Annotated in this window: 11 protein-coding genes; 9 read left to right on the plus strand and 2 right to left on the minus strand. The window is 73.8% G+C overall.

Annotation, left to right across the window (positions count from 1 at the left end):
* The first annotated feature begins 129 nt into the window (after positions 1-129).
* From ACFV6I_RS32675 to ACFV6I_RS32690, 4 genes are all read left to right on the plus strand, one after another.
* Positions 130-1,008, plus strand: coding sequence for an alpha/beta fold hydrolase (locus ACFV6I_RS32675; RefSeq protein WP_380429247.1), 879 nt, complete (start codon positions 130-132; stop codon positions 1,006-1,008).
* A gap of 368 nt (positions 1,009-1,376) precedes the next feature.
* The gene (locus ACFV6I_RS32680; RefSeq protein WP_159398440.1) at positions 1,377-1,535 is read left to right on the plus strand and encodes a hypothetical protein; all 159 of its coding nucleotides are present in this window, start codon (positions 1,377-1,379) and stop codon (positions 1,533-1,535) included.
* Positions 1,536-1,846: 311 nt separating this feature from the next.
* Positions 1,847-2,485 (plus strand): DUF6758 family protein, encoded by a 639-nt coding sequence (locus tag ACFV6I_RS32685; RefSeq protein ID WP_063347923.1) that lies wholly within the window; start codon positions 1,847-1,849, stop codon positions 2,483-2,485.
* 71 nt (positions 2,486-2,556) lie between these two features.
* Positions 2,557-3,417: a PHP domain-containing protein gene (locus tag ACFV6I_RS32690; protein WP_380429250.1), complete on the plus strand. Its 861-nt coding sequence runs from the start codon at positions 2,557-2,559 to the stop codon at positions 3,415-3,417.
* Between the two features lie 74 nt (positions 3,418-3,491).
* Here ACFV6I_RS32690 and ACFV6I_RS32695 read toward each other — a convergent pair whose 3' ends face one another.
* Positions 3,492-4,133: a suppressor of fused domain protein gene (locus ACFV6I_RS32695; RefSeq protein WP_079135643.1), complete on the minus strand. Its 642-nt coding sequence runs from the start codon at positions 4,131-4,133 to the stop codon at positions 3,492-3,494.
* Positions 4,134-4,559: 426 nt separating this feature from the next.
* Between ACFV6I_RS32695 and corA the strand changes: the two genes are divergently transcribed.
* Positions 4,560-5,681, plus strand: coding sequence for a magnesium/cobalt transporter CorA (gene corA / locus ACFV6I_RS32700; RefSeq protein WP_063347925.1), 1,122 nt, complete (start codon positions 4,560-4,562; stop codon positions 5,679-5,681).
* Between the two features lie 23 nt (positions 5,682-5,704).
* On the opposite strand, the gene ACFV6I_RS32705 is transcribed toward corA, so the two are convergent.
* Positions 5,705-6,631 (minus strand): DMT family transporter, encoded by a 927-nt coding sequence (locus tag ACFV6I_RS32705; protein WP_063347926.1) that lies wholly within the window; start codon positions 6,629-6,631, stop codon positions 5,705-5,707.
* A gap of 190 nt (positions 6,632-6,821) precedes the next feature.
* Here ACFV6I_RS32705 and ACFV6I_RS32710 point away from each other — a divergent pair, with 190 nt between their 5' ends.
* The 4 genes from ACFV6I_RS32710 (at position 6,822) to ACFV6I_RS32725 (ending at position 10,625) form a co-directional block, all read left to right on the plus strand.
* On the plus strand, positions 6,822-7,361 hold the full coding sequence (locus ACFV6I_RS32710) for a hypothetical protein (RefSeq protein ID WP_380429252.1): 540 nt from the start codon (positions 6,822-6,824) through the stop codon (positions 7,359-7,361).
* Positions 7,362-7,490: 129 nt separating this feature from the next.
* Complete coding sequence (locus tag ACFV6I_RS32715; RefSeq protein WP_380341390.1) at positions 7,491-8,786, plus strand: magnesium transporter MgtE N-terminal domain-containing protein; 1,296 nt, start codon at positions 7,491-7,493, stop codon at positions 8,784-8,786.
* Positions 8,787-8,835: 49 nt separating this feature from the next.
* Positions 8,836-9,408 carry a DUF1003 domain-containing protein gene (locus ACFV6I_RS32720; RefSeq protein WP_079136259.1) on the plus strand — a complete coding sequence of 191 codons (573 nt, stop codon included), beginning with the start codon at positions 8,836-8,838 and terminating at the stop codon, positions 9,406-9,408.
* Between the two features lie 56 nt (positions 9,409-9,464).
* Entirely contained in the window at positions 9,465-10,625 is a 1,161-nt protein-coding gene (locus ACFV6I_RS32725; protein WP_063347929.1) for an Mrp/NBP35 family ATP-binding protein, read from the plus strand.
* The last annotated feature ends 16 nt before the right edge of the window (positions 10,626-10,641 follow it).

Consider the following 10,641-nt stretch of genomic DNA (forward strand, 5'->3'; position numbering starts at 1 on the left):
CCTGGTGGCCTGGCCCGCCCCCTCCGGCGTTCCGGCGTTCCGGCGTTCCGGCGTTCCGGCGTTCCGGCGTTCCGGCGCAGGCTGGATAGGGTCGGGGTTACCGGCCAGTCGCCCGCAGGAGAGCAGCCCATGAGCACGCCGCCGTTCCTCACCCTTCCCCGCTGTGCCCGCGCGCTGCGGCTGTCGACCAGCCGCGGCGGGTTCGCCGCGCTGCGGGCCGAGCCGGACGGGCCGGTGCGCGGCTCGGCACTGCTGGTGCCGGGCTTCACCGGCAGCAAGGAGGACTTCATCGCCCTGCTGGAGCCGCTGGCGGCGGCGGGCTACCGGGTGACCGCCGTCGACCAGCGCGGCCAGTACGAGACCGGCGGCCCGGACGACCCGGCCGCGTACGCCGTCGAGGCGCTCGGCGCGGACGTCCGGGCGCTCACCGAGGCCGTGGCCGCCGACGGCGGCGGGCCGCCGCACCTGCTGGGGCACTCCTTCGGCGGCCAGGTGGTCCGGGAGGCGGTGCTGGCCGCGGCCGCGGACGGCCCGTCGCCGTGGCGCTCGCTGACCCTGATGTCCACCGGCCCGGGCGCGATCGATCCGGCCGAGGCGGCCCGCACCAAGCTGCTGCTGGACGTGCTGCCGGTCATGAGCCTGGAGGAGATCTGGCAGGTCATGCGGCAGATGGAGGAGGGCAGCGGGGACCAGAAGCAGCGCCCGGAGCCGGCCGTCGCGGAGTTCCTGCACCGCCGCTGGCTGGCCAACGTGCCGCTGTCGCTGAGCGTCACCGGTGGTCATCTGGTCGCCGCGCCGGACCGGGTGGCCGAGCTGGCCGCCGCCACCGCCGGCCTGCCGGTGCTGGTGCTGTCCGGGGTGCGGGACTACGCCTGGCCGGTGCCGGAGCAGACCCGGATGGCGGAGCGCCTGGGGGCCCGCCGGGTGGTCGTCGAGGACGCCGGCCACTCCCCCAACGCCGAACGCCCGGCCGCCACGGCCGGGGCGCTGGCCGCGTTCTGGGCCTGAACCGGGCCGATCCGGAGAGTGGTCTGAACCACTTCTCGAAGTTCGACCGTCTTCAACACAGGACAAAAGTCGTTAGTTACGGTAATCTTTGATTCTGTCCGGGAATCATCGCCGGCCTCCGCGTCGGCGCGAATCAGCCGAAACCTGGACTTCACGGGCGGGCAACGACCCGGAAGCACCACCACGTCACCGTGGTTCACGAGGCACCAGACGCACCGGGCAAGCAGGGGGAGCCCTTGCCGCAGCAGACCGCCGCACGTACGAACCGAGCGATCCGGCCGCACCGCCGGACCCGTAGGACCCCTCAAGGGCTGGTATCCACCCAGCCGCAATCGCCCCGACCGACGGGGCAGGAACAGGAGACGCCCATGACGAAGACCATGCGCTTCGAGATCGTTCGACTGGACGACGCCAACGGCTCCGCCGCCGACCGCCTGATAGCCGACGCCGAGACCGTCCGCGAGTTCGTCCAGGCCGCCGCCCGCACCGGTGAGCGCCTGCTCATCCGCCCGTGCCCGACCGTCTGACCACGCGCGGCGCCTCCGACCGGGAGCCCTCACCCGCCGCCGACGAGCCGGGAGCGTCCGATCTGGACGTTCCGATACCCGACTGACGCCCTGTCACCGCGATCGCCGATGACGGGGCGTCAGTGTGTCCGGGCCCTGCGCCCGTCGACGTTTGCCGCCGCCCGCCACGGGACATCCCCCAACGGGAACCGCCCGTGCCGCGCCGCCCCACCCCGCGCCGAACGGGCCCCGCCACCGACAGGTGCCGCCGAGCCCTCCGTACGGGTGATCGTCCTTGACGCGGCGGTCCGGAGGGAGGAGCGTTGTCGCCTATGAGGGGCGAGCCAAGCTGCCCGAGGTGCGCCGGTCGGGTCCGCGCCCCCGGTCTGTTCTCAGACACCTGGCAGTGCGACCGGCACGGAGCCGTGCACCCGATGCAGCCCGTGCTGCCACCGAGCGTCGAAGCCCTGGGCGTCGCCGTCGCCCGCTCGCAGGTCCCCGTCTGGCTGCCCTGGCCGCTCCCGGTCGGCTGGCTCTACACCGGCATCGCCCACGTCGGCGACGACGTCTCCGGCGCCCGGGCCACCGCCGTCGCCTGCTCCGGACCGGCCCCGCTCGGCGGCTTCGGCGAGCTGGTGCTCGTCGCCGAGGAGCTGGGGGTCGGCCTCGGCGCCCGCTACGCCGGGATGCCCGGGCCCGATCCGGGCGACTCCGTCGGCCTCTACAAGCCCGCCGACGCCAAGCTGCTGGCCGCCGGCCGGCCCACCCCGATGTTCCACATCCCGGACGCCCCGGCCGACCGCGCGGTGTTCGTCGGCGAGGCCCGCGGCCTCTGGCTCTGGGCGGTCGCCTGGCCCGAGCAGTCCGCCCTGGTGATGTACGACGAACTCGTCCTCACCGACCTGCGCGAGGCCGGCGCCGAACTGGACCTGCTCCCCTGCGGGGCCCTCTCCCCCCGCCTGCTGGGATAAGTCCCGTCCGGCCGGGGCCTGGCGCCCTGTCCTATCCTGGGCGGCACCCCGAGCCCCCAGGAGTCCGCCCCGTGCGCATCGACCTGCACGCCCACAGCAACGCCTCCGACGGCACCGACAGCCCGGCCGAACTGGTCGCGGCGGCCGTGGCCGCGGGCCTCGACGTCGTGGCGCTCACCGACCACGACACCGTCGCGGGCCACGCGGAGGCCGCCGGGGCGGTGCGCGCGCTGCCGGCCGGCAGCCGACTGACCGTCGTCCCGGGCGCCGAACTGTCCTGCGCGGTGGACGACGTCAGCATGCACCTGCTGGCGTACCTGTTCGACCCGGACGAGCCGGAGTTCGCGCGCGAGCGGGAGCTGGTGCGCACCGACCGGTTCCGGCGCGGGCGGGCGGTCGTCGAGCGCTGCCGCGAACTCGGCGCGGACATCAGCTGGGAGCAGGTGCAGCGGATCGCCGGGGCCGGCTCGGTCGGGCGCCCGCACATCGCCAGCGCGCTGGTCGAGGCGGGCGTGGTGGCCACCGTCTCGGACGCCTTCACCGCCGAGTGGCTGGCCAACGGCGCCCGGGCGGACGTCCGCAAGCACGAGACCGACCCGATCGAGGCGGTCCGGCTGGTCCGGGCCGCCGGCGGGGTGCCGGTGTTCGCCCACCCCGGCGCGGTCAAGCGCGGGCGGACCGTCCCGGACCAGGTGATCGCCGACCTCGCGGCGGCCGGGCTGGCGGCGCTGGAGGTCGACCACACCGACCACGACGAGGAGACCCGGGTGCGGCTGCGCGGCCTGGCCGGCGAGCTGGGGCTGCTGGTCACCGGCTCCAGCGACTACCACGGCAGCCGCAAGACCGTCCGGCTCGGCGAGCACACCACCGATCCCGCGGTGTACGAGGCCCTGCTGGCGCAGGCCACCGGCGCGAAGCCGATCGGCGGCTGAGGGCCGCACGCCGGGGTGCGGGGGCGCGGCGGGAGCGCGGGGCCAGGACGGGAGACCCGCGGCCTGAGCCCCGGTCAGTCCAGCCGGACACCGCGGCGGTCCGGGTCGCGCAGGTCGGCACCCTGGTCCAGCCAGCGCTCCTGGAGCGCGGCCGCGCCGTGCACCCGCTTCCAGCCGGCCTCGTTGGGCGTCATCGGCAGCAGCGGCAGGAAGCGGACCGGGTCGGCCGGCTCGTCCAGCTCCAGGTCCGGCACCAGGCCGCCCGGCTCGGCGGCCAGCACCGAGGTGAACGGCGCGCCGTCCCACAGCGGGGCGCCGAGGTCCAGCGAGCCGCCGGGGGCCACCACCAGTCCCTCGACCTGCGGGGTCGCGGCCAGGGTGGCCAGGCTGCGCAGCACGCTGTCGCGCCCGCCGCGGACGGTCAGCACCAGTTCGGCGCGCGGGCCGCGCAGTTGGTCGGCCACCGGTGCGGTCGGATCGGCCATCGGCGCGGCGGCCATGCCGAGCGTCGCGTACCGGACCAGGCCGTCGGCGTCCGGGCCGAAGCGCAGCACCTCGATCCGGTCGGTGCCGAGGAAGGTGACCGCGGCGCGGCCGCTCGGCTCGCCGAAGGTGGTGATCAGCCGGGCCTCGACGGCGGCCAGCACCGCCTCCCGGGAGAGCGCCGGGGAGCTGCCGCCGTGGGGTTCGCCGAAGAGCGGGAAGTCGTGCGCCATGCCGGTGAGCGTAACCCCCGGGGGCAGGCCGGCCGTGTGCGGGCGGCCTGGGCAAAGCCTCGGGAAAGCCCGGGGCGCCGATGGTCGGTCAGATGTTAGGGTGAGCGACTGGCCACCGGGAATCCTCAGGTTCCCGGGGCGGCGGCACGAAGGAGGTGGTTGCGGTGGATACCGGCCGACCATGCAGTACCGGCAGCTCTACCCGGCCCCGACTTCCCCGTACCCCTCGCCACGCAGGCTGAACCGGCTGATCCAGCCGAGGTAGCCCGGGCAGGCCGGACGCGGACGAACCGGCCGGGAGAGCACCCTCACCCCCCTTCACCGGTGTTCTTCGCCGTCGCACCACGGCCGCCCGCTCCTCCCCCGCCTTCCGACCGGGGGACCCCTACGCCGCTGTGCGGCGGCTCCTGTTCCAGGGAGCCTGCCATGTCGATGATCAACAGCCTGCGCGCCGCCGTCCGCACCAACCGCCGCCGCTCCGCGGTCGGCGCGTACGACGCCGTCCCGGTGGGCGCCGGCTCGGCGGTCGTCGACTGCGCGGTGTACCAGCACGGCAAGCGCCACGGCGAGACCTGCAGCCCCCGCGAGGCCGCCCGCCGGATCAAGGCCGCACACCAACTCCCGGACGGGGACGGCTCGTTCAGCTGGATCGGGCTGCACGAGCCGACCGAGGCCGAGTTCGAGGGCATCGCCCAGCGCTTCGGCCTGCACCCGCTCGCAGTCGAGGACGCGGTGCACGCGCACCAGCGGCCCAAGGTCGAGCGCTACGACGACGTGCTGTTCGCCGTCTTCAAGACCATCCGCTACGTCGAGCACGACCAGCTCACCCCGACCAGCGAGGTGGTGGAGACCGGCGAGCTGATGGTCTTCGCCGGGCGGGACTTCGTGATCACCGTCCGGCACGGCGGCCACGGCTCGCTGCAGGAGCTGCGGCACCGGCTGGAGGCCGACGCGGACGAGTCCGGACTGCTCGCCAAGGGCCCGTCCGCGGTGCTGCACGCGATCGCCGACCACGTCGTGGACAACTACCTGCTGGTCTCCGAGCGGCTGCAGAACGACGTGGACGAGATCGAGTACGGCGTCTTCTCGGCCAAGGGCGGGCGCAGCGCCGACGTCGGCCGGGTGTACCAACTCAAGCGCGAGGTACTGGAGTTCAAGCGGGCCGTGGTGCCGCTGCTGCGCCCGATGCAGCAGTTGTCCGAGCCGCTGCAGCGCCTCGTCGACCCGGACATCCAGAAGTACTTCCGGGACGTCGCCGACCACCTGGCCCGGGTCACCGAGCAGGTGCACGGCTTCGACGAACTGCTGAACTCGCTGCTCCAGGCCAACCTGGCGCAGGTCTCGGTGGCGCAGAACGAGGACATGCGCAAGATCACCGCCTGGGCGGCGATCTTCGCCGTGCCCACCATGATCACCGGCGTGTACGGCATGAACTTCGAGTACATGCCCGAGCTGCACCACAAGTACGGCTATCCGATGGTGCTCGGCGCCATCATGCTGATCTGCGTCGGGATGTACCGGGGCTTCCGCCGCAACGGCTGGCTGTAGCCGCCCGCGGCGCCCGCCGACCGCTACCGCCGGCCGCCGCGGGCGACCAGGACCAGGCCCACCAGGATCAGCACCACCGCCGGATACGCCGCCACTGGGGGCCACTGGCCGAGCCACAGGGCGGCGATCAGGGCCGCGCCCGGCGTCTCCAGCAGGATCGCGGTGGAGGTGATCGACGGGCCGAGGCTGCGCACCACGCGGTTGCTCAGCGAGTGGCCGAGCAGTTGGGCGGCGACCATCAGCAGCACGATCTGCCACCACACCCCGGCCGGCCAGCCGGCCAGCGGCGTCCCGGCGACCAGGCAGATCGCCAGCAGGCCCACCGCCGTGGTGGCGTAGCAGACCAGCGTGTACGCGGTGGTGCTGACGGTCTTGCGGACCTCCGCGCCCAGCAGCATGTACCCGGCGGCGGCCAGGCCCGCGCCGAGGGCGAGCGCGTCGCCGAGCAGCGCGCGCGGGGAGAGCGAGAGGTCGACGCCGGTCAGCACCAGCACGCCGGCGAAGGCCACGCCCGTACCGAGCCAGACCATCCGGGGGGCGCGGACGCCGAGCAGTCGCATCAGCAGGATGGTCCACAGCGGGGTGGTGGTGACCAGGGCGGTCGCCGAGGCCACCGAGGTCATCCGCAGGCTGGGCATCCAGAGCGCGAAGTGCACGGCGAGCAGTACGCCCGCCGCGATCGCGAGCAGCAGCGCCCGCCGGCCGATCCCGCGCAGTTCGGCGCGGTGGCGCAGCAGCGCGTACGGGCCGAGGACGCCGACCGACATGACGTTGCGCCAGAACGCGATCGCCAGCGCGGGCGCGGCGGTGGCGCTGATCAGCGGGCCGGACAGCGAGATGCCGGCGATGGAGACGGCGAGCAGCAGCAGGTCGGCGGTGGGGAGCGGGTGCGCCGGCTCGGTGGCGGTGGCGGCTGGTGCGGGTGCGGTCGCGGGCCGGGCGGCGGGCACGGCGCTCCTCTGCTGGTCACGTGGGCTGGGGCGAGGCGGGGCCTGACTGAACCGGGCCGGGGCTGGACCGGGCCGGGCTGGACCAGGCCGGGGCTGGGCGCTCCTACGGTAAGGCCCGTGGCAAGCCGATGGAACTGTCGCCCGACGGCTGAGACAACTCGTGGACGGCGGAGGTCGTACCCTGGGCGCCATGGACCGTACGCCCGCCGCCGCGACCGCCGACGACCTCCTCGACCAGGCCCTGCTGGAGGAGGCCGCGAAGAAGTCCGGCCTCCTCTGGGTCCGCGCGGACGGCCAGGAGCAGGCCCGCCCGCTCTGGCACGCCTGGCACGACGGCGCCGTGGTGGTGGTCGGCGAGGGCGGCGAGCAGCCGCTGCACGGCCTGACCGCCGGAGCCGGCGCGGTGGTGACCGTCCGCAGCAAGGACAAGGGCGGCCGGCTGACCGGCTGGAGCGCCCGGGTCTCGGAGCTGGCCCCGGGCGGCGAGGCCTGGCTGGGCGCCGTCGAGGAGCTCAAGGGCAAGCGGCTGAACGCGCCCGACACCGACACCATCACCGACCGCTGGGCCCGCGAGTGCCGGGTGCTGCGCCTGGAGCCCGCCGGAGCGCTGACCGAGCGTCCGGGCGCGATGCCGGACGGCTCGCACGCCGCCCAGCCGATGCCCACCGCGGCCACCACCCGCCGCCCCGTCCCGGCCGGTCTGCCCAAACTGCTGTTCAAGCGCCGCTAAAGATTCACGCCCGGGACTCCTCGGCTGTGTACCGTGCCTCGTCGGGCCGGGCTCGCGACACGCGGGTAGCCTTGCCCGCAGGTGCGCCCCGGCGTACCCGGCACGGCGTCGAACGAGTAGAGGGAGTTCATGGCAGGGCCAGGCACCCGGGTCTTCATCTCCCACCTCTCCGCCCTCGCCGTCTTCGACCCGAACGGCGACCAGGTCGGCCGGGTCCGTGACGTCGTCGTCTCGCTGCGGCTCGGCGGCCGCCCGCCGCGGGTCCTGGGCCTGGTGGTCGAGGTGGTCGGCCGGCGCCGGATCTTCCTGCCGATGACCCGGGTGACCAGCCTGGAGTCCGGCCAGGTGCTCGCCACCGGCGTGATCAACCTGCGGCGCTTCGAGCAGCGCCCGTCCGAGACCCTGGTGCTCGCCGAGCTGCTGGACCGCACCGTCACCTGGTCCAAGACCGGTGAGGACGTCACCGTGCTGGACGTCGGGATGGTGCAGACCCGGATGCGCGAGTGGGAGATCAGCAAGGTCTTCGTCCAGGTCGGCCGGGCCGGCCGGCTGCGCAAGGGCAAGGGCGAGCGGCTCACCCTGGACTGGCAGGACGTCACCGGCTTCACGCTGCCCGAGCAGGACCAGGGCGCCGCCAACCTGCTCGCCACCTTCGACCAGCTGCGCGCCGCCGACCTCGCCAGCGTCATGCACCACCTGTCCGCCAAGCGCCGCGCCGAGGTGGCCGCCGCGCTCGACGACGAGCGGCTCGCCGACGTCCTGGAGGAGCTGCCCGAGGACGACCAGGTCGAGATCATCGGCAAGCTCAAGGACGAACGCGCCGCCGACATCCTGGAGGCGATGGACCCGGACGACGCCGCCGACCTGCTCTCCGAACTGCCCGACGACGAGGCCGAGCGGCTGCTCCAGCTGATGGAGCCGGACGAGGCCGAGCCCGTCCGCCGCCTGCTGTCGTACGAGGAGAACACCGCCGGCGGTCTGATGACCACCGAGCCGGTCGTGCTGGAGCCGGACGCGACCGTGGCCGAGGCGCTCGCCCGCATCCGGGTCTCCGACCACAAGCCCGCGCTCGCCGCGCAGGTGTACGTCTGCCGGCCGCCGAACGAGACCCCGACCGGCAAGTACCTGGGCACCGTGCACTTCCAGCGGCTGCTGCGCGAGCCGCCGTACGTGCTGGTCGGCTCGCTGGTCGACGACGACCTGGACCCGCTGCCGCCGGACACCCCGCTGTCGCTGATCACCAGCTACCTGGCGACCTACAACCTGGTGTCCGCGCCGGTCGTCGACGAGGCCGACCACCTGCTCGGCGCGGTGACCGTCGACGACGTGCTCGACCACCTGCTGCCGGAGGACTGGCGCGAGTCCGTCCTGCACGGCCACGACGACACGGACGGCACGAGGGAAGAGGTGCACGGTGGACGCTGACCGCAAGGGGCGGCGGGACGAGTCCCCCCGCCAACGCATCCAGAGCGAACTGCGGGAACTGCGCCAGCTGCGCGAACTGCGCGGCCGGGAGGGCGGCCGGGAGCGGCGCGCCGAGATCTCCGTGGCCGGCCCGGCCCGCACCCGGCTCGACCAGCCCCGCACCGCCCGGCCCGGGCTGATCTCGCTGCCCGCCTACGACCCGGAGGCGTTCGGCAAGCTCTCCGAACGGATCGCGCGGTTCCTGGGCACCGGCCGCTTCATCGTCTGGATGACGGTGGTGATCATCATCTGGGTGGCCTGGAACACCCTGCTGCCGGAGAACGTGCGCTTCGACAGCTACCCCTTCATCTTCCTCACCCTGGTGCTGTCCCTCCAGGCCTCCTACGCGGCCCCGCTGATCCTGCTCGCGCAGAACCGCCAGGACAACCGGGACCGGGTCAACATGGAGCAGGACCGGGCCCGCAGCGACCGCAACATCGCGGACACCGAGTACCTGACCCGCGAGGTCGCGGCCCTGCGGCACGGGCTCGGCGAGGTCGCCACCCGAGACTTCATCCGCTCCGAACTCCAGTCCCTGCTCAAGGAGATCGAGGAGCGCCGGGAGCCCTCCGGGACGCTGTGACCGGCGGCACGCTACCGGCGGGTTAGGGGATCCCCCGAGCGCCGTACCATCAAGGCATGGCCAACGAGACAGAGGTCGCGGCCGGCGTCACGGAGGAGTCCGTACGCCAGGCGCTGGCGACCGTCAACGACCCGGAGATCAACCGCCCGATCACCGAGATCGGCATGGTGAAATCGGTCGGGATCGCCGAGGACGGCGCGGTGCGCGTCGCGGTCTACCTGACCGTCTCCGGCTGCCCGATGCGCGACACCATCGTCACCCGGGTCCGCGAAGCGGTCGGCCGCGTGCCCGGTGTGACCGGCGTCGAGGTCGAGCTCGACGTGATGAGCGACGAGCAGCGCAAGGAGCTCTCCCAGCTGCTGCGCGGCGGCGCCCCCGAGCGGGAGATCCCGTTCGCCAAGCCGGGCACGCTGACCCGGGTCTACGCCGTCGCCTCCGGCAAGGGCGGCGTCGGCAAGTCCTCCGTCACGGTCAACCTGGCCGCCGCGATGGCCGCCGACGGCCTGAAGGTCGCCGTCGTGGACGCCGACATCTACGGCCACAGCGTGCCCCGCATGCTCGGCGTCGAGGGCCGGCCCACCCAGGTCCAGGACATGATCATGCCGCCGCAGTCGCACGGCGTGAAGGTCATCTCGATCGGCATGTTCACCCCGGGCAACGCCCCGGTGGTCTGGCGCGGCCCGATGCTGCACCGCGCGCTCCAGCAGTTCCTCGCCGACGTCTACTGGGGCGACCTGGACGTCCTGCTGCTGGACCTGCCGCCCGGCACCGGCGACATCGCGATCTCGGTGGCCCAGCTGGTCCCCAACGCGGAGATCCTGATCGTCACCACCCCGCAGATGGCCGCCGCCGAGGTGGCCGAGCGGGCCGGCACCATCGCGGTGCAGACCCACCAGAAGATCGTCGGCGTGATCGAGAACATGTCCGGCATGCCGTGCCCGCACTGCGACGAGATGATCGACGTCTTCGGCACCGGCGGCGGCCAGACCGTCGCGGACGCGCTCACCCGCACCGTCGGCGCGACCGTCCCGGTGCTCGGCTCGATCCCGATCGACGTGCGCCTGCGCGAGGGCGGCGACGACGGCCGCCCGGTCGTACTCGCCGCCCCCGACTCCCCGGCCGGCGCCGCCCTGCGCGCCGTCGCCGGCAAGCTCGGCGGCCGCCAGCGCGGCCTCTCCGGGCTCTCCCTCGGGCTGACCCCGAAGAACAAGTTCTGACGACGCGTCGCCGAAG

It is taken from the genome of Kitasatospora sp. NPDC059803 (assembly GCF_042732255.1).
Taxonomy (GTDB): domain Bacteria; phylum Actinomycetota; class Actinomycetes; order Streptomycetales; family Streptomycetaceae; genus Kitasatospora.